Annotated in this window: 22 protein-coding genes; 5 read left to right on the top strand and 17 right to left on the bottom strand. The window is 53.3% G+C overall.

All coding sequences use genetic code 11. From position 1 onward, the window contains the following. The first annotated feature begins 22 nt into the window (after positions 1–22). Complete coding sequence (gene merA / locus DM826_RS07430) at positions 23–1,480, top strand: mercury(II) reductase (RefSeq protein WP_120102772.1); 1,458 nt, start codon at positions 23–25, stop codon at positions 1,478–1,480. 108 nt (positions 1,481–1,588) lie between these two features. Here the strand turns inward: merA and DM826_RS07435 are convergent, their stop codons facing one another. The 7 genes from DM826_RS07435 to DM826_RS07465 all read right to left on the bottom strand — a co-directional run bounded on the left by DM826_RS07435 (position 1,589) and on the right by DM826_RS07465 (position 7,151). Further along, complete coding sequence (locus DM826_RS07435) at positions 1,589–2,746, bottom strand: hypothetical protein (RefSeq protein ID WP_120102773.1); 1,158 nt, start codon at positions 2,744–2,746, stop codon at positions 1,589–1,591. A gap of 8 nt (positions 2,747–2,754) precedes the next feature. Further along, positions 2,755–2,943 carry a twin-arginine translocase TatA/TatE family subunit gene (locus tag DM826_RS07440; RefSeq protein ID WP_120102774.1) on the bottom strand — a complete coding sequence of 63 codons (189 nt, stop codon included), beginning with the start codon at positions 2,941–2,943 and terminating at the stop codon, positions 2,755–2,757. Further along, a complete protein-coding gene (locus DM826_RS07445; protein WP_120102775.1) occupies positions 2,933–3,967 on the bottom strand; it encodes a carboxypeptidase-like regulatory domain-containing protein in 1,035 nt (344 codons plus the stop codon). The genes DM826_RS07440 and DM826_RS07445 overlap by 11 nt, the downstream gene beginning before the upstream one ends. Then, positions 3,967–4,662 carry a hypothetical protein gene (locus tag DM826_RS07450; protein ID WP_120102776.1) on the bottom strand — a complete coding sequence of 232 codons (696 nt, stop codon included), beginning with the start codon at positions 4,660–4,662 and terminating at the stop codon, positions 3,967–3,969. The genes DM826_RS07445 and DM826_RS07450 overlap by 1 nt, the downstream gene beginning before the upstream one ends. A gap of 194 nt (positions 4,663–4,856) precedes the next feature. After that, positions 4,857–5,609, bottom strand: coding sequence for a hypothetical protein (locus DM826_RS12855; RefSeq protein WP_133304662.1), 753 nt, complete (start codon positions 5,607–5,609; stop codon positions 4,857–4,859). A gap of 2 nt (positions 5,610–5,611) precedes the next feature. Continuing rightward, entirely contained in the window at positions 5,612–6,184 is a 573-nt protein-coding gene (locus DM826_RS07460) for a hypothetical protein (protein ID WP_120102778.1), read from the bottom strand. Positions 6,185–6,317: 133 nt separating this feature from the next. Further along, positions 6,318–7,151 (bottom strand): hypothetical protein, encoded by an 834-nt coding sequence (locus tag DM826_RS07465; RefSeq protein WP_120102779.1) that lies wholly within the window; start codon positions 7,149–7,151, stop codon positions 6,318–6,320. Positions 7,152–7,271: 120 nt separating this feature from the next. Here DM826_RS07465 and DM826_RS07470 point away from each other — a divergent pair, with 120 nt between their 5' ends. Continuing rightward, the gene (locus DM826_RS07470) at positions 7,272–7,547 is read left to right on the top strand and encodes a hypothetical protein (protein ID WP_133304663.1); all 276 of its coding nucleotides are present in this window, start codon (positions 7,272–7,274) and stop codon (positions 7,545–7,547) included. A 205-nt stretch (positions 7,548–7,752) separates the two neighbouring features. Here the strand turns inward: DM826_RS07470 and DM826_RS07475 are convergent, their stop codons facing one another. The 4 genes from DM826_RS07475 to DM826_RS07485 form a co-directional block, all read right to left on the bottom strand. Further along, the gene (locus DM826_RS07475; protein ID WP_205738815.1) at positions 7,753–8,205 is read right to left on the bottom strand and encodes a hypothetical protein; all 453 of its coding nucleotides are present in this window, start codon (positions 8,203–8,205) and stop codon (positions 7,753–7,755) included. Beyond that, a complete protein-coding gene (locus DM826_RS13040) occupies positions 8,202–8,351 on the bottom strand; it encodes a hypothetical protein (RefSeq protein WP_165853273.1) in 150 nt (49 codons plus the stop codon). The genes DM826_RS07475 and DM826_RS13040 overlap by 4 nt, the downstream gene beginning before the upstream one ends. Positions 8,352–8,510: 159 nt before the next feature. Further along, complete coding sequence (locus DM826_RS12860) at positions 8,511–11,033, bottom strand: hypothetical protein (protein ID WP_133304664.1); 2,523 nt, start codon at positions 11,031–11,033, stop codon at positions 8,511–8,513. 43 nt (positions 11,034–11,076) lie between these two features. After that, complete coding sequence (locus tag DM826_RS07485; protein WP_233735708.1) at positions 11,077–12,339, bottom strand: tyrosine-type recombinase/integrase; 1,263 nt, start codon at positions 12,337–12,339, stop codon at positions 11,077–11,079. 271 nt (positions 12,340–12,610) lie between these two features. On the opposite strand from DM826_RS07485, the gene DM826_RS07490 reads away from it, so the two are divergent. From DM826_RS07490 to DM826_RS07500, 3 genes are all read left to right on the top strand, one after another. Next, complete coding sequence (locus tag DM826_RS07490) at positions 12,611–13,009, top strand: hypothetical protein (RefSeq protein ID WP_120102783.1); 399 nt, start codon at positions 12,611–12,613, stop codon at positions 13,007–13,009. A gap of 51 nt (positions 13,010–13,060) precedes the next feature. After that, positions 13,061–13,600: a GIY-YIG nuclease family protein gene (locus DM826_RS07495; protein ID WP_120102784.1), complete on the top strand. Its 540-nt coding sequence runs from the start codon at positions 13,061–13,063 to the stop codon at positions 13,598–13,600. Between the two features lie 181 nt (positions 13,601–13,781). Then, positions 13,782–14,234, top strand: a complete 453-nt coding sequence (locus DM826_RS07500) for a hypothetical protein (RefSeq protein WP_120102785.1) — start codon at positions 13,782–13,784, stop codon at positions 14,232–14,234. 111 nt (positions 14,235–14,345) lie between these two features. Here DM826_RS07500 and DM826_RS07505 read toward each other — a convergent pair whose 3' ends face one another. From DM826_RS07505 to DM826_RS13045, 6 genes are all read right to left on the bottom strand, one after another. After that, on the bottom strand, positions 14,346–14,921 hold the full coding sequence (locus DM826_RS07505) for a hypothetical protein (protein WP_120102786.1): 576 nt from the start codon (positions 14,919–14,921) through the stop codon (positions 14,346–14,348). A 392-nt stretch (positions 14,922–15,313) separates the two neighbouring features. Continuing rightward, a complete protein-coding gene (locus DM826_RS07515; RefSeq protein WP_120102788.1) occupies positions 15,314–15,652 on the bottom strand; it encodes a hypothetical protein in 339 nt (112 codons plus the stop codon). Beyond that, positions 15,645–16,127, bottom strand: a complete 483-nt coding sequence (locus DM826_RS07520; protein WP_120102789.1) for a hypothetical protein — start codon at positions 16,125–16,127, stop codon at positions 15,645–15,647. The genes DM826_RS07515 and DM826_RS07520 overlap by 8 nt, the downstream gene beginning before the upstream one ends. Continuing rightward, entirely contained in the window at positions 16,127–17,002 is an 876-nt protein-coding gene (locus tag DM826_RS07525; protein WP_120102790.1) for a ParA family protein, read from the bottom strand. Before DM826_RS07525 ends, DM826_RS07520 begins: the two co-directional genes overlap by 1 nt. A gap of 315 nt (positions 17,003–17,317) precedes the next feature. Beyond that, positions 17,318–17,746, bottom strand: a complete 429-nt coding sequence (locus DM826_RS07530) for a hypothetical protein (RefSeq protein WP_120102791.1) — start codon at positions 17,744–17,746, stop codon at positions 17,318–17,320. Next, a partial coding sequence (locus DM826_RS13045; RefSeq protein ID WP_165853274.1) for a hypothetical protein occupies positions 17,743–18,082 on the bottom strand: 340 nt, incomplete at its 5' end. The genes DM826_RS07530 and DM826_RS13045, both read right to left, overlap by 4 nt.

Here is an 18,082-nt window from a genome sequence, read left to right on the forward strand (position 1 = left end):
CTTCACTCTCCAAAGTCCTCTCATGACACAACAGCAGTCATATGATCTTATCATTCTCGGTGGCGGAGCAGCTGCCTTCGCAGCAATTACTGAAGCCAGTTCACGAGGCCTCTCGACTGCGCTCGTCAATACAGGCCTCCCGCTCGGTGGGACGTGTGTCAACGTTGGGTGTGTTCCAAGCAAGCACTTACTCGCACTGGCTGAGACCGCATCTACCCCGGCTCACAACCCCTTTGATGCTATCAAGTATACCGAGGGAGAACCATCGGTTAATTGGGAAGCAGCACTTGACGGGACAGATCGTCTGGTTGAACAATTCCGACAAGAGAACTACGTCTCCGTCGCTGAGCACTTCGAGACAGATATCTACGAGGGATATGGAAGGCTTGTCGGCGATACAACAATTGAAATCACTGATGGAGAAGATGAAGGATCCCGCATTGAAGGCGAGAAAGCATTGATTGCAACGGGAAGTTCCCCACAGGCGGCCCCTATTGATGGGCTTGACAGTATTGATTATGAGACAAGTGAGACGATTCTTGAGCGTCGTGAACTTCCAGAGAGTATTGTTATTATCGGCGGGGGATACATTGCACTGGAGTGGGGACAGATTCTCCATCGTGTTGGCGTCGATATAACGATCCTCCAGCGTTCCGAGCGTGTGCTATCACAGATGGAAGGCCAACTTGGCAGGGAAATACAGCGGTGTTTCCATGAGGAAGGAATCAATGTAATCACCGGAACTAATTTCCAACAAGTTCGGTCCAAAAGTGCGGATACTGGCGTCACTGATACTGAAACAAGTGTGGTTGTCGAAACAACGCTTGATGGTAAAAATCGACAATTTTGTGCAGAAGAATTGTTCGTTGCGACTGGTGTCAAGCCTAATAGCGAAAATATCGGGCTGGATATTGTCGGCATTGAAACGAACGAGCGTGGCTCAATAGTCGTCGATGATCACTTCCAAACAGCGAATCCAGATGTCTACGCAGCGGGCGATGTCATCGGAAAACCAGAGTTGGAGACCGTCGCTGCCAAAGAAGGTAATCACGCAATAAAGAATGCCTTCGGAAATGAGGGAAAAACTATCGATTATAACGCCGTGCCTGCGGTCGTATTTACGAGTCCGGAGGTTGCTGCGGTCGGGACAACGGAACTCGAATATATGGATGAACATGGGACGTGTTCATGCCGGACGGTTCAGATGGAGGATGTACCTAGAGCGAAAGCAGTGAAAGACACGCGAGGATTACTCCAAGTCGTCAAACATCACGAGACAGACGAAATTGTGGGGGTTCATATGGTCGGGCCTCGGGCTGCCGATATGATACCGGAGGCGACGCTTGCTGTGAAATTTGGGCTCACAGTTGACGATATAATCGACACTATCCATCCTTTCCCGAGTTTCAGTGAGGCATTCAAACACGCCTGTCAAGCCTTCCGCCGGGATACGTCCACGATGAGTTGTTGTGTTGAATAGCGTATCAGGAGCGACTACTCACTCCACTAATTCTGTGCAAGATACGCGCCTTCCATCTTGCAAGTGAACCAATAACAATATCGCCAATCTGATTGTTGTTTCACTCAATTAGAGAGCGCGGGAGCCGATGATATATCCTCCACCGAATCCGCCAATCAGAACCATGACTCCCAGCAACGGGTATACAGGAAAACCGTCTCCACTGGATTCCTGTTGAGGAGGATTTGATTGGGGGAGATCTTTACTCGGCGCAAGATTGTCGCTCGTTTCAATGAACGTATCGTGGATTGTATGCGTCGTTGTGTTCGGAAAGGCAGCCGCTTCACCGTCGACAATCAGATTCGTTAGCGACAGGCTCCAGTGACCACGCCCGATCTCGAAATCGGTGGTCGAAACGTTCACCCGTTCTGTAGCTCCTGGATCAAGATCGATAGCCTGTTGTGCGACGTTGGTGGTGGCAGCCCCGACACCAGGATCACGAGTGAGTCGGAGGAACGCCTGTGCTGGCTCCTCGCGAGTGTTCTTGAGTGTGAGGATGAGTTGGTCATCGGATGGGTCGTAGGCAACAATCGACGCCGTCACAGGTGCCTCAGTCGCCATGACGGTCGCCTCAGCCCCGTCACTCCCCGACTGCCGCGTCAGCGATACTGTTGTCTCACCGGTTTGAGGGGCTGTCACTGCTGCCGATTCGACAGTGCTCTCACCACCGCTGAGGGTGACGGTTCGCTTGCGAGTCGATTCGCCGTCGTCGAGCTCGAACGTGGCCGTCGTTTCGGTGTCGCCCTGATTGATAATTTCGAAGCCCACAGTCGCTGGTTCGCCGGCGGCAACTGCCTGTCTCGCCGTCAGTGGACGGACAGTAAGCTGGCTGCCTGATTGGAGTGTTGTCGCATCCACTGTGAGGCGATCGGCGACGAAGGGAACCCCACCATCACGCTCCCAGAGAGTGACAGCCACGTCAAAGGCTCCACGTTTCGGTGGGGCCTCGGGTTCTAACGTGACGGTTCGCTCCGAGTTTGGCCGGAGTTCGACTGTCACGGTATGTTTTGTCGCCCCGGCGGCCTGTACCGTGACATTCGTCGGATGAGATTGTGTATTCCCAACGGTCAGCTCAATTGGTGTAGGTTCACCGACAGTGGCATCGTCAGGCGTTGTTGAATCGACGAGCGACACGGGTCTCTCAGACTGGGCAGCGACAGCAGGAACCATCACGAACCCAGCTACAGCGATTGCCAGCAACCCAAACAGAACCACCCGATACGGCATGGAAGACATTACTCCTCTCCCTCCGAGGTGTCACCAGCAGGTGCGTTTGATCGGCCCTCCTCCCATGCGGGAATGGCCTTCCCGAGAGCATGGCCGAGTTTCGGGAGTCGGCTTGTCCCGAACAGCAACAGGAGCAGGATGAGGACAATGATGAGCTCGGGTGGAGCCGCAAACAACACGACCGAATCACTCAACATCGACTTCAACACCTCCACTCGCGCCGATATCGTACTGTGACGTGGCGATGAAGTTCAACCGGTTCTGAGCGAGTGTCCCATCTTCATCCGAGACGTACAACGCGCTGTCTGGATTCCCGGCCACGCTGACGCGGCCGTTCTCATCAACCTCGATCTCGAAGGGGACTGTCGATGCACTATCGGTGTAGGCATAGATCTCGTAGGTGCCGGCTTCCAAGTGTTCCTCAAGCTCGTACTCCCCGTTGCTATCGGCCTCGATGGTACGGCCGTCGTCGGCAAACACGATGGTGCCGCCGGAGTAAGGATTCTCGTCTTCGTCGACGATGGTACCATGCAGATAGTTGATCGTCGACAATCGCTCGCCACCGTCAGAAATATTCAGGTCGGTTTCGTTGAATTGCCATTCCGTTCCACTGAGGTACGCTTCTAAGCGGTCGCCACCAACTTCAGGCGACTCATACGTACAGACCGACGCGATATCTGCTGGGTTCTCAGGGAGCTCTCGAACACCATCATGGCAGAGAATCGCTGTCTCGTTGGCGATAATGTACCCGTCGCCGCCGCCAGCCCTATCGCCAAGATCGACGACATTCCAGCCGCCCTCGGTGCTCACGACTTGGGTACCGTCGTATGGGGTATCACCTCCATCTTGAAATCCCGCCCCGCCACCGTCGATAGCTGCCATCCCGACCGTCGGGATGACGACGAACACGAAGATCGCCGCAAAGAAGCCGGCTGCATACTTGAGTGCAGAACGCGAAACTGAGCCTCGAAGCCAGCTGAGGTCAAACGAGAGGCTCCCGATCCCGAATTGCTTCGGCTTGAGCATCGTTCGTACCGTTTCGGGTGGTACCCGCTCATCGCACTGCGGGCATTTCGTCCCGTGAATCAACTGCTGGCGTGGGTCGTCGTAGTCGCGTGCGAAGGCTGGATACGGCGCAAGACCCTGCTCGAAACACCGGGGACAGACCATTTCGTGTCGGGTTTCTGCCTCAATATCCTCGGGCGTGTAGATATCCGACATCAGCTATCCCCTTCCTGTGGGAGCAGCTCGTTCATCGCTTCAACCCCAGCACTGTAGGAATCGATTTGGATCGCAAAGTCGCTCCACTCACCGTCGAAATCGACGTGATCCTTGCGGGAGAAATCGGGGTAGCGAAGCCCGAAGTTGGCACCAAGATTGTACCCCATCCCGGTATCGAGAATATTGAGGACCTGGAAGGAATCGGTGAGGTACCCAACACTACCGAGCGATGACGCACGCACCTCAACGCGGGCATCGTAGGTTCGGGCCTTACACGGGGGGTCAACGCCAGGGGTGATCGCGAGATCGGCAGTCGATATCTCTGAATGCTGTGTGAGGTCGCCGCCGCTCGCGAAGAGTTCGTCGTGGGTCACCGTGCGGCTGTCGTTGCTGCCACCTGGTGTGAACGAGTAGGTATCGAGGGTTTCCCAACTCCCGCTCGATCCAGCAGGCCGGACATCGAAGATGACGGTCAGTTCCTCGTTGCTGGGGATCGATCCCCACTCTATCGAGATCGCCGTATCTTCGGCAACCTGCATCTGCTCAGGTTGGTGCTCGATATCGAAGGTCGCCGTATCTGAGGCAGTGAGGCCGTCGTCGGCCGCAGCGACCGGCGTGGCGACCGTCGGGAGAAGTACGCTCGCGGTGAAGCCCGCACGGAGCGCGTCCCGGCGGGTGAGGGTATGTTCAGACATGCCCGGTGGTCGAAACAGATTCCGCTTAACGATTTTCTGTATTCAAACACAGTTGTTTGTTAGTTTATGATATGAGTATTTTCAAAGTCAGAGGGAAGCACCTCAGAATCCGGTACTGAGGCAGTTTATTTCAACAACCCCACTCGCCTCGATCGTGGTGGTCGATTTTGGGGGAATGGGACGCCTTCTTGTGATTATTTGAATAGCGTAACAGAATTTTGAGGGCCACCAGTGGTTTGTGATACTACAGTCGCAGCGTCTTGTCTAGTGATTACTCCCCCATCTTCAGCTTCATCATGAGTGTTAATGTTCTGCCCACGATTCCAGTATGTTGTATACGAACCACCATTGCCACCAGCTGTAGTCCCAGTTGGCCCACCTTCACCACCTGAAGCCCCCCTAATCCAGCCGTAGCCATCATCTGTGTAGGTTCCGTAGTCAGCTTCCCCTCCACCGCCACCAGCAATGGCTATCACATTGCCTTGCCCATCCCGAATAGCAGTTCCACTACCACCCGCACCGGTTGAATAGCTGTATCTATCAATGTATTGATCCTCTTGGCTCGAAGTCTCGCCTTCAAGACTTCCAGGTCGTAGTTTTAGTGTATTATACGAAGAAAGATCGACTTCGATGGTACCTCTACCGGCTTCTCCTCCCGGAGACCAACGTCCAGTTCCCTCACCGCTTTCTCCGACTATTCCGATCCGAACAGTCTCATTTATACCCGATACATCAACCTCAGCATTAGAGGTGTATGTTTGAGTATCCGGAACATTAGTACCTGTAATAAGTGTCGCCCACCCGCTATCTCCCAAATAAATTTTTTTCGCTGGCGACAGATAACTCGTGTCAACCCATTCATCACCTTTCGAAGGACTAGATGGTTGTGTATCGGAAATAATAGGCCCAACCGTCGAGCTTGTTTCTTTTTCATTCCATTCAGCCATAGTTAGACCTCCCACGTTTTCCCGTCACCACGGGTTTTGATTTCGCTGCCTGTTTTGAAGTGATCAGGTGACGGGAGAGCCGATTTCCCAGACCCGTCAGTTGTGGCCCGCCCCTCGATCTCGAACTTCCCGCCGTCCCCATCGTATTGGACAGCTGTATCGAGCTCGGCGACGAAGTAGCGGTCTCCGTCCTCAGGTTCTGAAATATCGGCGATCGTCCCGACGCTATTGAGCGTTTGAGCGTTGACGGACTGCACTTCATCAGAAACCGATTGAACTTGATCGGAGACGGAACTCGATAACGTCTTGAGTTGCTTGCCGGTCGGAATCGCCTGATCTGGCAGCTCACCCGGCGATTGATTATTGCCTTTGATCACGTAGGGGAGATCCGAACCCTCGACGTTTTCGAGGTCATCAAGACTGTCTATGGCTGGTACTGTCTCAGCGTCCAATGCATCAAGAATCGCCTGCATTGCCGCAGGACTGTGTTCGCCCCAGGACTCTATTGACTCGAACACCTCAACAAGCCGTGACCGTGTCGTCGGTGGATCGAGTGCTGGCGGATCAGTTGCCATGACATAGCCTGTCAAAAACAGGTATTTCAATCATTTCTGTGTTTGAACACACTTGACAGATTTGATAGAATTATACAGATCCAGAAAGAGTGGAGAAGCAGCTCAACTACTAGAATACCAAGCTGAAAATGATCTACAAGCAGGAAGTGAAGTCGCAGTACGGATCGTCACTGGCAGCCTCAATGCCAGCTTCTGTGAGGACGATACAGGTTGGTTGATCAGCGTCGACGTGGGTGAGATCGAACCACTCGGATCGAGCGTCAATAGCGTCGGTACACATCCGGTGTGTTGTAGTCAAAAGATCGGCTGCGTCTGGGAGGGTGATCGTCTCACCGTCGGTCGTCGCAAGGTGATTCCGCAGCGACTTCGCAACACCGTACGCACGGGTAGATCGCACCATCGGCGCCGACGATGGAGTCACACTCCCACCATCAGATCGCATTGTCTGCCCGGTATGGCCATTACCAGATTCGGAATCATCCCCTGGCCGACCCAGCGAAAAAGGAGGGAGTGAAGTATTGTCGATCGATCCGGGCCGAGCAGTTGCGACCTGGCTGTAGCGTGTGGCAAGGGCATCAAGAACGGCCATGCCACGGTTCGTTGGCTGGTACTCGTTGGCTCGGCCATCAGATTCCGAGGGAGAACTCTCAACGAGGTCGTGGTTTTCCAGCCAGCGGAGGGTTTGATACGTATACGAGCGGTTGATTTCTGATGTGTCAGCGCGAATCGCTGTCAGGCGATCATAGATGTCACAGCCGAGCGGTGGGCTGGACTCATCACTGAGGCGTGTTAGCGTTGCGACGACAGTCAACACATCACGTTGGGTCGCGGTGAGATCACAGACATCGCGAGCCGAGAGTTCATTCTCGGCAGGACTTGTACGGTCGTCTCCGGGCTGAGAAGCCCCTCGTTCCAGACACGAGGTTCCTTCGGCAGTCGTCAGCTGTTCGTGACCGCTCTTTTCCATGTTATCATATCATATTGTGTTTGCAATAAAATTTGCTATTAGCAAAGCTATAAGCTAAGCTGATAAATTGGCAGCATCTGAACCCAAAAGTAAATGCAAAACGTGGTGCAATCGGAGGGTATGACACTCGACCCCGACGATCTGGATGGCCTGGATGAGGCTATCCTCGATTATTTTACCGAGGGTCGGGATGCCGACGACGAACCGTGGGGGAAGGCGACGCCGACAGAGGTATTTCGAACACTCAAGGAACGTGGCGTTCTAGACGACCTTGGTAACCCGGTTCGACAGACAATCCAACACCGCATTCAACGGTTCGAGGTGGCTGATCACCTCGAAAACATCCATGATACCGGGAGCTATCGGTTTGTCTCTGATCCCCGCACCGAAGACTAACCAACAGTGGCCGTGGTTTGCTATCGTTTGTTGGTTAGCATCGTGAGAATGATGAAAGGGTGGAGAGGCAAAGCGAGGAGTGCCCGGACAACCCGGCATCACCAGTTGGGTGGCGATTAGTAGGGCCGCTTGGGTTGGGAAGCGGCCACTCAAAAGACGACTAGCAGTCTAGAAAAGTGTAGCGACAGGTGCGACATTTCCACGGTTACTCGTTGTCCGCGGGGACGACTGGTGCAACATACTGCGACTTGATTTTGGAACCCTCACGCCACTGCAGGTACCAGTAATCTCGACCGTCGATCGTCTTCGTCGTGAGTGTACCCTTCGAGGCTGGAATGTCGGCATCTTCGCGAGCGTCGTCGACGGCATCCTCCCACTCGTCGTCCTCCCATTCATCGGGCGTCTCTGTGGCCGATTGATCCGCTCGTTGTTCGAGCTCGCGTTGGGCCTCGGCTTCCATCCACTCAGCCATCCGCTCGGCGTAAGCGGCGAGATCGCGGAGATCCTCAGGTGATTGCTTCTCCACGCCGGTGCTGATATACTGCGGGAGGTTCGATGGTGCGTTGGGTTTCGTCGGTGGTTCACTTCCCCCGTCAGTTGTCGCCTTCCGGTTGGGCTGTTCGTCTTGGTCGATCTCTTTTCGAGGGTCGTCAGTCATTGGCTTCCTCCTGCGGTAGCACGAAGATAGTCAGCCCGGCCGGTGAGGATCTCCTCGACCGGGAGGTCAACGGGCTGATTCGGAGTAATGTCCCCGTCGGCGACTCCGTCGTTGGTTTCGCCCACTGGGATCGTTTGGTCGGTCATGGCTACACACTAACCAACATTGCGGGCTCGTTTCGTATAGTTTTGTTGGTTAGCTGAAGGGCGGCATAATTAAAATAACGCTTTAATTATATATCACAGAGATGTTTTACATCTGAGAACCAAAATAAATAGTCATACTACAACTGGCCATGACACCGCTCATTCTGAAATGCGAAAAATCACCCCGTTCTGACCTGATCCCTCAATATATGCATTATATGACAATTCAATTTGGGCATGATCTCTAATATCTTGGTCGTCGGTGAATTCTTCAATGTTCCAATTGTCCACAGATTCACCTGCTGTAACATCTACTGAGACCGAAACATCCTCACACTCCTCTATATACTCGAAATTCTCATCTAATAACACAAAAGCGGCGAATTCGGTCGTTACATCTCTTAGTACCGGTACATTCAGGAAAGAAAAATAACTGTTGGGTACATTGTTACTGGAACGCCCACTCCGCTCATCATCCTGAAGAATTCGCCCTACATCTCTGTGCTCACAGACAATGAGGGCAACTTCTTTATCTGAGACAAGTTCGGCAAGCGCATCGGGAATATCGGTAGCAGAATCAACCTCTCGCTCAATAATGTTCAGTTCTTCTAATACTAGACTTCGGTACCTGTCGATAAGATCACGATGGTGAGATTGAAACATCGTCTCCATACCATCATCTACGAAAAGTTTTCGCGGTGCTGAGGCCACTCCCGAGAACGTTACATTCGGATCTTCCTCCAGAGAATCAACCTGTGTAACATCGCCAACAGTCTCAATAGCAGTCCAGAAGTTAGCAGACTTCAATTGTGAGTTTATATTTTCTGCGTACCCAGACACATACTCATCACTGATTGGCATTTCTCGAATTCGGGCCTGCTCTTGTTCATCCAATACAGATTTAACATCCTCAAAGTAGTCAATGATTGCATCACATCGATCAACGATAGGGGCCTTACCATCTAAGAGATTTTTAAGAGGATATTCCTCTCGGTAAGTTTCGATTTGATCGATGATTCGATCTACATCAGGCTGGACTTGTTCATGTTCTGTAAGTGGACTGTTGGCTGGTGTCTGTTCTCGGAGGTTGGCTATTTTTTCGTCGTCATTAACTAGCCAGATGACAGCCGCGCAGTAAAACCGAAGTAGCCATGTGTGGACTGCCACTCCAGTCATTGCCATCCCGTAGTTTTGCTCCATTTCACGATCAATGTTCCAATGCTCCCAATAGTTCAAAGGCTCAGTCGCCTCGCGCATTGAGAAGTACACACCAGAAAGTTCAGTAACCGAACCGAATTCCTGTTCTACGTATTTTGAAAATACATGGTTAATGAAATCTTCCGAACTATCTCCCTCCTCATACAAATTAAGAGCCCACGCATAAGCCGCATATCGTAGGTGCCGAACAGACTCACGATAAATATCTGCTTGATCCTGTTTCTGAGCCGCTACTGATTCATTTGAGATATCACGCCGGTCTCGAACATCCGGCGGCGGTGAATGCTCATATCTGCGGAATTGGTAGACGTCGTCGAGCATATGCCGTAGATAATCAAGAGCACCGACTGCCTCGTTTTCTACTGCGGTTCTCCATAACATGGTATGGGTATCCAACATTCCGTCGACAAGCTCAAATGTGTCAGATAGAAGCTCTTGATCGTTAACTCTGTCAAACTCCGAGAGAACCTCACGTTGAGCGTTCTCAAACCTGCCCAGAAGGTATTCATTCGAACCCCCTTCAGTTTCTATAGTATACCCACGTTCAAACAGAGTCGAAAAACACTCTAATGACCGGAGAGATAAATCAGTCTCTCCTTGTCGGTGTATTTTCAAATGAACCCCTGAGAGTGATTTGATCACTTCACGTTCAAGTGGTGGATTCCCCTTTGTAACACAGCGGCGATAGATAGCATCGTACTTCTCGAATACATATGCCCATATTTGGCTATCTTTCTTAACTGATGAATCAGTAGCCAGTAGTTTATCTAAAAGCTCTTCAACACCGCGGAACTGTTCATGCAACTGCTCTGGTCGATCCCGATCTACCTCGACATGACACCCATCAAAAAAGTGTCCAAGGTACTCGTCGTAATCACTCTCGGTTCCTTGAGATCTACCGGACAACGCGTCGTCGGCAAAATCAAAAACTTTCTCATCTAAGGTATTGTGAATCAGAAGATCAAAAACAATCCAGAACCGGCGAACAGCAACTACAATACTTCCGATCAGCAATATTCCTACAGAGACACCAATAGCAGGTGTTACAGTGTCACTGGTTGTGAGTAGCACACCTCCACCAATTAAAAGATTAGCAGCAAGTAGGAATGTGATGGTCTCAATCGAGCGGAGCCGGTACGCGATCTCCGCAATGATAGCATCTCTGGTAGGAAGATCACGAACGGAGTTCCACGCAAAAGATAGCCCTACTAAACTCAATGATATAATTGTGGCATGGACACCCCATAAGACAGTCAAATCTCTCTGCAAAAATTGAACCGGAATGACAGAAGAAATCGCTTCAGCGAATGGCGAACCAAGTAGATAACCGCTGACAAACAGCAACAGAGCACTTGCCAACCCAATTCCGATTCCTATAGGTCTATTGTAGCGTCCAGTACGTAACTGGAATAAGATTCGACGGATTCGAATTTGATTGACTAGCTCAGTCAACCTAGAATTCATTAACATATATATTACCTTCTGACAGATAAAGGGATCAGAATATTCACGAAGGATCCTCGCCCACCACATTCCCGAATACCGCTTCTAACTTGTCCCGCATCGATTCCCGTCTGTACCGTCGTTTCTCAGCTTCCGAGAGATAGTTCTGTGATACGATTTCCGTACTCGACGATCCTTGATCGGCAGCGATCCCCTCAAGCCCCTCCATCATCTGTTTGACGGCCTCGTTGTAGGTCGTATACCAGAAACGTCGACCCATCTTTGCAGTCGGGGGCTCACCCTCGACTGTGACGCCGGCGTCGACGGCGAGCCGTTTGAATCGGTTGGTGATCGTCTGCGGCGTGATGTGGCCTGTCGAAGACCGCTCAGAGGGGAACAAATATCCGTCCCATCCGGGATCATCGAGATCGACGACGCGCTGTTTCAGGACATCAACGCCGAACAGGACAGCGACCTCACCAGGGCCGTTCTTCCGCTGCTCGAAAACGATCCGGTTGTCCTCGTCGTCGCTGAGCTCGAACTGATCGATAGTGAGTGACGCCACTTCGTTGGGGCGCAGCCCCCACGCGCCGAGGGACAACACTAAGAGTTGAGACTCGATGCTGTCGGCGGCCTCGTAGATTGCCCGCATCCCCTCGGCATCGACAGTCTTGTTGTCACGGTTGTCTATCTCCCACCGAAACTGGTCGTTGGCTCCGTCGAGCGGATTGTACTTCGCTCCCTCGAACCGTACCTGATAGTCGTAGAACTGCTGTACGTCGCCGAGATATTTGAGGCGGGACTGATCGGTTGACAGTCGCTCTTTGAGTACGTCGAACACCTCCATGCAACGATCGTTTTCAGCTGGGCGTTCCTCGATGTCGTCGAGGTTGCGGGTAAGACTGAGCGAACCGTGGTGCTGCTCGTATATCCGGGCATACTCCGCCAACCGGGAGCGACGACTGGTGACCGTCGAAGCTGCGAGCTCGCCGCGATCACGTTGCGTCGAGAGGTACGTCTGGATCGCCTCGATGGTCTCGTCACTGCGGATTCCCCAATCGTAGCCGGGATCATCGCCGTCGCCCCTTGGGGTGTCGTCGCCGAGACCGACTTCCTCGACGAAGAATTCCTTGACTGTGAGGTCGTGGTGCTGTCGAAGGGTGTGTGACAAGCCGGCGAACTCGTTGGCAGCCAGCCACTCGTAACTTGGTCTGCCATGCTGTGGCTCATATCCGGCCTCTCGCATCGCCGGCCGGATCTCGCTGTAGTAGAAATCGATTAGCTCACTGAGTGACTTCCGTGCCCACTGGTACTGAGATTCGGTCACGGGAGCCGCCTCGCTGTGTTTCGGGGTGATTTGTTATCGACCATTCTCTTTGTGTAGCGTCTATCTTACTACTTTCTAATACTTTTGGTTAGTGTAGTGTCCACGTCAGACAACTGACTAAGCAACAAGAGATGTAGATATAGCCTCGAACAGCCATAAATTGTATATCGCTATACAGAAACACAGCCAATCCGTTGTCTGTAGAAGGGGACTGAATCCGAGTGAAGTTACTCAATTAGATTAATGGGGGAGGGGCTTACTCATTTTGAGTATGATCCTCGACGAACACCCTGTGTCGGGAGCAGTCGCCGACGACGGTACGCAACTCTGTGTGTCCCAACACCCGAAACAAGCAGCCGAGGACGATCTCGACCGAATGATGGGCCACCTACGGTTTCCCGACGATTCGACATGGGAGTTCTCCAAGTTCCGCGACGCTCGGCTCGCGTTCGGGCTCTGGGAGCAGCATGGCCCGTTCGATCTCGATGTCGCCCCTGCTGTCCCGGTCGACATAGCCACCGCGAAGACGGCTGCTGTCGTAGCGTGGGTACATCTCGCCCCAGAGCAAGGAGAAGTGCGATCACGGGCTGGAACAGCTGATATTGTCGGTGTGAACCGGCAATCCGTCTCGAACTATCTAAACGACGTGCGGTACGAACTGGGCGAATAAACAACCGCACTGGGCGATAGGTTTAGACAGTTGACGCGTCAAACAAAAGTGATGCATTACCCCGGTGAGGTGGCCTATACGATCACTCAAACGCCGGGAGAGGTTCTCCGCGAAGAGGTGCAATCTCGGATCGTCGATCAGGTACCTACCGATAGCTATCAGCAAACCAGCGATCCACTCCCGCTGATGCATGATGACTCGATATCGAGCATCGTCCTCGAACTGCTCCCTCACACCGATGGATCATTCGCGGACAACGCCGTTTACGTGTTAGAATGTATCCAGACACCGGGCATCAGTACGGCGATCCGGTACGGGATCTCCCTCGCAAGCATCAGCCGATACAAGAATCTCGACGGAGCTGACCGTGTGCTGTATGTCGGCGTGTCCTCGAACCTCCTCCGGCGACTCCATCAGCATATCAATCTCCCCGTCGAAGAGGGAGCGAATTTCACCGCGCTCTATCGACCGATTCGGGTGCTTCAGGTGGGTTGGTTTCGCTCCTATGACCGAGCGGAGAAAGCGGAGGCCCTCGCTGCGAATCTCCTCGATGACCGGTTCCCCGACGACTTCGTTGCCTATCCGGGTTGAATCGTGATTCATGCATTACAGTTATTTTTCTAAGCGGCGTTATCGAGATCATGTAATGCTACTGTCGGCGACGAACAAGCTAACCAACATTTCTACCGCTTAATTTACAGACGTTGGTTAGTCCTCATGCTGGTTGTATTTCCTCAAAGAGACTATAATATTCCGGGCGACTTCATTGCCTATGGCTCTCGAAACCAGCCACCACGACTCCCTCGACGAAGCCTTCCACAAGACGCCTGAGCGGGCGATCATGACGGTAATCCAGCAGCATTACTCGTTCGACGCCAACGACGATCTCGAATATATATCCGACCGGCCCAACTGCATGGATGCCACGGCTCGTGACGTTCACAAGTTCGATTTCGACGGCGACGATCCCGATACCGACGTAACGACGATGGTTATCCGACAAAACCACCAGGGAGAGTGGGTGCGGGTGAAGATCAAAGATATCCTGCTCAAAGTCGACTTTTACGGCGAGGATGAAGGATCGGCACGAGTAAAATTCAGGGCGTCACTCGTAATTCCCGAAGGCCGGCTCGACGAATACGACTACCTTCCACACCAAGCCCATCTGTGGCGCGGTGAGCGGATGAGCACTGATCCGATAGACCGACCGGCGGCTAGCGACTGAGTCTGCCTCGAAACAAACTGAGTTTCATTGTCGAACCGAGATCTCTCCTCGCGAGCTGAGTTGCTCGACGGATAATACAACTGAGGTTGCGTAAGATAGGGCTCGCCGGCGTCAATGCATCTTATCCTGTGCGATATGAACCAGCGCCCAGAACGCCGCACTGACGATCACCACGATAGCCCCCAGGCGTGCCATACCTGCACCTCGAAGGCCGTAGTGTACGACTGCGACCGCAACCGCGGCCACACCGATATACAGGAGCGGGTTGTGTAGCTCCTCCCGGTGAGGGGGGAGCACGTCGGAGAGTTTTCGGTCCATGAAATGACCGATGGCGGCCCCCGCTGCGAGCACCCCGCCGGCTATCATTGGGATCGCCGTCGACGGCGTTAGGACACTGATCCACCCGGCTACCATCCCCGTCAGTGTACCGAGATTCAAGTAGGCCACGTAGCCGATGCCGAGTACCGATCCAACGAGAACCAGTGAGCGGAGCTGCCGGCGGGGGATCGAGGACTCCGAATCGATATCGGGTATCCCGACAAACCACGGCGCGGTCGCCGCGGGTATCAAGCCGAGTGCTGCGTAGTCGATTCGTCCGGTCTGCCACCAGATCAGTGCAGGGACTGCAATCGCTAGCACGGCCGCGATCGTTTTGGCCCCCTGCCTGTGTTCGTCGTTTAGGGGCATACCAGTGTATCAACAGCTTCACATAAAAAACGTTCTCGTGGGTATGCTGCAGTATCCGGTTTCAACAACTACTGCCGTACCTGGCGACAGTAGTTCACTCGTCGAGGTCGTCCATTTCTACCTCGGTGGCTTCCGAAGGCCAATGCCACTCCATAGTCCCATCGTCATGTTGAGTCAGCAGACCGTCGCGCTCCGCATACGACCACGCTGCCATAATTGGGGTGAAACCCACCTGCTTCCCCGTCCGTCGCTTGAACACCCGAGAGTAAGCGCGTAGGAGTTTCTTCCGTCGACGCCGAATCCGCCACCGTCGATATCGAGATCGGAGCTGGTCGATCATGCGTCACCTCTGCTGGTTCGACCATCACCGTGTCCGTCTGTAGCGTCTCGGGTCATTGATCTTGTTCCGGGTCGCGTAAGTGGCTTTCAGGCGTGAACCCTGCTTCGCCTACCGGGACTATATCGTCGTCACTGATCATCAACGGTTGTGTCTTATACACTGTCTCTGCTGGATCTACCCCTTCGTGCAATTCGGACATTGTTGTCTCGTCACCATCAGGTTCGATTATCGTCTTTTCACCAGCGGGAGTGTCGTCAGTACCCAGTATCAACGTAGGATAATTGTCCGCCGAAAACCCGTCAGGGACTTCATAAATTACAACATCATCTTTATCGAATCTGTCTCCCGTTTCGTCGTCTTCGTCTCCGAGTGAAGCATCCTCGTCAGTCATCGTCAGCCTCCAGATCGATAAGATCGCCGTCTGCTCTTTCCTGACGTGTCTCGACAAGTGCGGCATGAATATCATCGACAGTTAGTTTGTCAGCGGCAGCACGAAGTACCGCGTTATGTAATTCGCGTTTCGGGACTTCTCCCATTCCATCCCGGCGGGCCCGTACCTCTGTCTCGAACAGCAAGCCGGCTGATCCATCGATGCGTTCCCATGTTTCGGGGAGGCAGTAGATCGTATGTTGAGTTTGGGATCGAACCGCGGGGAAGGCAGGGTCGCTCTCGGGATCGTAGGAGTCCTCCTCTTTCTGTTCCTCTTCTTCCGTCGTGGGTTGCTGTTCTACCGTGGTGTCCGGGTTCGTATCCGTGGGATCACTGGATACCGTATCCGCCAACCCATCAAGGGCCTCGCTTCCGGCGTCGGATTCCTCATCTTCTTCACCCGCCTCGTCTTTCAGATCGTCGAATCGACTCCCCATTATCGCGTAATACCTCCCTGTTCGACGATTTCAGCAAGCTCCTCGTAACACCGGAGCTGGTCGCACTCCGGATCATGGTCATGCAATGGTTTCTGTGCTCGGTGAGCCATGTCGATACTCCCACGATGACGAATCCCCGGCAGCTCCCCGTCGTACTCCTTGGCGTCAATAGCGTCCCAATCAGCCTCAGTTAGGCGGGCAAAATCGGGGACAAACGGGGCAAGCCCGTCCCGGCTGTTGATCGCGTATAGGAGATCCCGATCTCGTGTCTGTTGATCCAATCGTTCTTCCAGATCCGTCGGAACCAGTGCAAGGAGATCGAGGTCAAAGTATTCTCGGGCTTCCTTAATCACACGGTCAGTCGTCTGAGTTATGCCCGATTCCCAGCCGCTCTCGGGGCGGAGCGGGATTATGAGGTTCTTCGTCGCATAGAGTGCGTTATCGTTCAGTTTACCTCTGTTGGCGGGTGTATCGACGATGATGTACTCGTAGCGATCCCCCAACAGTGGATCGACGACATTCCGGTAGAGTCGCTGGCTAGACGCCATTGCCGACTTCAGGTTATCCTCGACTTCTTCAAGTAGGTCATGCGCCGGGAGTAGATCAAGATCTCCCGAGACAGGGACGATATAGTCGGTCGGATCCTCGCCGTCAACGAGAATCTTCTGCATATGGTTCTCGCCCTCGTATTTGTCCTTGTGGCCCAGATTGAACGTCGTGTGGCCGTTGTCGTCCATGTCGATCAGCAGAGTCGGGCCGTTTCGAACCTCCAGTTCCTTACTGAGATTGATCGCTGTCGTCGATTTGCCGAAGCCGCCCTTGAGAATGTTGACCGCGACGGCTCGGGGTTGCTTGGATTGGGGTTTACCTGCCATATACGGTTAACATTTCTCTACTGTATAAAATGTATGGGATGTAAGAAAGTCTTCTAATATCTCTAATTCTACTCATTCAATTGAATTTGCTAATGCCTCTAAGTTAAGCACATTATGTAATGTAGAAATAGAACTGTTGTCATGCTTTCCATCCTCTCCTGAGTTCGACGTGGATCAAGCGCACCATGATACGAATACCTGCAACCATCAACAAGAGAGATACCAGCACTCACGGCTCCTGCAGGCCGTCAGATTAGCCGCTGAGAGAAAGGAAGAGCTACCGAAGTATTGCTCAGACGCCGCACACGACGCCGTTCATCGCCAAGCATCTGGGTACGGGAGTAGAAACAAGTGAACCATCTCCCCGTGCTCAGCTGCATATTGGCTGACGGGGTCGGTCGCCGCAATTTCACGCTCGTAGGGTACTGGGGGGTCTGCATCCTCGGCTACTCCAGTTGCATCCACGACCTTCGGCTCTGTGACGACCGATGGCTCTGCGGTCTCCTCTGCGTCGTACCCGGCTATCGCGACCTTACCCCCATCCTCGGCCAGCTCGCCGATCACGTCGTCTGTGACCGCTACGTGCTCGTGCGCCAACCAGATCGGCATGACCCTGATCGGGACGGGGTCAGGGCCGATACAGGCGTTTGCGACTCCTTCCTCCTCCCGCACCTCAGCGCCTATCTGCTCCAACACTATCTCGAACGCTCGCTGCCGTAAACCGATCTCGAATTGCTGTCTCATCGATCCTCGTCCGTCTCCGTCTCGCTCAGCACACTCGAAAAGTCTCCCATCCGGTCGACAATCCACATAGGATCGTACTCCGACGGCTCCACGTCGTCGGCTGCAAACTCGAAGTTGTCGCCGGGACGGTGCGCCCTGATTAGGTGGCCGTCGTTGGTCTCGATCAGACCGATCTGCATCCCGTCGTCGTCGGTGCTGTCGTGCAACAGCATCCCGTCGCCGACAAGCTCGGGATCGATATGGTCGCCGGGTGTGATCATCTCCGTGTTGATCTTGTCGGTGTGGTGCCGCGTTTTGAGCACTGCCGCAAGCTCCTCGTCTGATATCGACATACAC

It is taken from the genome of Halonotius aquaticus (genome assembly GCF_003605575.1).
Classification (GTDB): Archaea; Halobacteriota; Halobacteria; order Halobacteriales; family Haloferacaceae; genus Halonotius; species Halonotius aquaticus.

Bases quoted from the DNA above. Each gene is read 5' to 3' on its own strand.
- merA (WP_120102772.1), top strand. From the start codon at position 23: ATGACACAACAGCAGTCATATGATCTTATCATTCTCGGTGGCGGAGCA.
- DM826_RS07435 (WP_120102773.1), bottom strand. From the start codon at position 2,746: ATGCCGTATCGGGTGGTTCTGTTTGGGTTGCTGGCAATCGCTGTAGCT.
- DM826_RS07440 (WP_120102774.1), bottom strand. From the start codon at position 2,943: ATGTTGAGTGATTCGGTCGTGTTGTTTGCGGCTCCACCCGAGCTCATC.
- DM826_RS07445 (WP_120102775.1), bottom strand. From the start codon at position 3,967: ATGTCGGATATCTACACGCCCGAGGATATTGAGGCAGAAACCCGACAC.
- DM826_RS07450 (WP_120102776.1), bottom strand. From the start codon at position 4,662: ATGTCTGAACATACCCTCACCCGCCGGGACGCGCTCCGTGCGGGCTTC.
- DM826_RS12855 (WP_133304662.1), bottom strand. From the start codon at position 5,609: ATGGCTGAATGGAATGAAAAAGAAACAAGCTCGACGGTTGGGCCTATT.
- DM826_RS07460 (WP_120102778.1), bottom strand. From the start codon at position 6,184: ATGGCAACTGATCCGCCAGCACTCGATCCACCGACGACACGGTCACGG.
- DM826_RS07465 (WP_120102779.1), bottom strand. From the start codon at position 7,151: ATGGAAAAGAGCGGTCACGAACAGCTGACGACTGCCGAAGGAACCTCG.
- DM826_RS07470 (WP_133304663.1), top strand. From the start codon at position 7,272: ATGACACTCGACCCCGACGATCTGGATGGCCTGGATGAGGCTATCCTC.
- DM826_RS07475 (WP_205738815.1), bottom strand. From the start codon at position 8,205: ATGACTGACGACCCTCGAAAAGAGATCGACCAAGACGAACAGCCCAAC.
- DM826_RS13040 (WP_165853273.1), bottom strand. From the start codon at position 8,351: ATGACCGACCAAACGATCCCAGTGGGCGAAACCAACGACGGAGTCGCC.
- DM826_RS12860 (WP_133304664.1), bottom strand. From the start codon at position 11,033: ATGAATTCTAGGTTGACTGAGCTAGTCAATCAAATTCGAATCCGTCGA.
- DM826_RS07490 (WP_120102783.1), top strand. From the start codon at position 12,611: ATGATCCTCGACGAACACCCTGTGTCGGGAGCAGTCGCCGACGACGGT.
- DM826_RS07495 (WP_120102784.1), top strand. From the start codon at position 13,061: ATGCATTACCCCGGTGAGGTGGCCTATACGATCACTCAAACGCCGGGA.
- DM826_RS07500 (WP_120102785.1), top strand. From the start codon at position 13,782: ATGGCTCTCGAAACCAGCCACCACGACTCCCTCGACGAAGCCTTCCAC.
- DM826_RS07505 (WP_120102786.1), bottom strand. From the start codon at position 14,921: ATGCCCCTAAACGACGAACACAGGCAGGGGGCCAAAACGATCGCGGCC.
- DM826_RS07515 (WP_120102788.1), bottom strand. From the start codon at position 15,652: ATGACTGACGAGGATGCTTCACTCGGAGACGAAGACGACGAAACGGGA.
- DM826_RS07520 (WP_120102789.1), bottom strand. From the start codon at position 16,127: ATGGGGAGTCGATTCGACGATCTGAAAGACGAGGCGGGTGAAGAAGAT.
- DM826_RS07525 (WP_120102790.1), bottom strand. From the start codon at position 17,002: ATGGCAGGTAAACCCCAATCCAAGCAACCCCGAGCCGTCGCGGTCAAC.
- DM826_RS07530 (WP_120102791.1), bottom strand. From the start codon at position 17,746: ATGAGACAGCAATTCGAGATCGGTTTACGGCAGCGAGCGTTCGAGATA.